This is a genomic window from Sphingobacterium haloxyli, assembly GCF_002980525.1.
Classification (GTDB): Bacteria; Bacteroidota; Bacteroidia; order Sphingobacteriales; family Sphingobacteriaceae; genus Sphingobacterium; species Sphingobacterium haloxyli.
The window spans coordinates 1-562 of the sequence record NZ_PVBQ01000048.1 but is presented as its reverse complement, the minus strand read 5'-3'; the positions used below and the strand labels follow the sequence as shown (position 1 = coordinate 562).

The window sequence follows — 562 nt, the reverse complement described above, 5'->3', positions numbered from 1 at the left end:
CGGCTTTCTTCGCGTACATCAATAATCGTATACCCGTGGTCGGCCGATGCCCTTTCTACCTCATGGATATCAACCGTGGGGAGTGTCCAATTCCCATCAAGCGTATAGTCTGTTCCTCTTGGAGAAGCAGATTCTCCTTCCGAAATGGGGAACCCCTTATTTTTTGCGTATTCAAATCCACCACTCAATACCTGTATTTTTTGATGACCTATCGCTCTGAGCATCCACCAAAACCTCGCAGCAGCGTTTGCTCCGGCTGCATGATCATATATCACAACATGAGAATCTTTATATATACCGAGGTTATCCAGCACCGTTATGAACTTCGCTATACTAGGTAGCGGATGCCTTCCTCCGTCGGAAACGTCTTGCTGTACAGATGCGAGCTGTGTATGCACATCTACGAATACTGCTTTATCCAAATGTCCTCGTTTAAAGTCTGCATAGGCATCTTTGGCGTTCGAGGCATCGATGATGACCAGATTTTCTCTGCTTTTTATAAGCAGAAGCTCTTCGACTGTAATAATAGGGGATAAGCTTGTGTCCATGAAGTAAATTTACT

At 44.8% G+C, this 562-nt stretch carries 1 protein-coding gene; it reads right to left on the bottom strand.

Features of this window, described 5'->3' with window-relative positions; translation table 11 throughout:
- Positions 1–548: sulfurtransferase (locus tag C5745_RS19890; RefSeq protein WP_262508134.1), on the bottom strand; the 548-nt coding region annotated here is incomplete at its 3' end.
- Between the last annotated feature and the right edge of the window lie 14 nt (positions 549–562).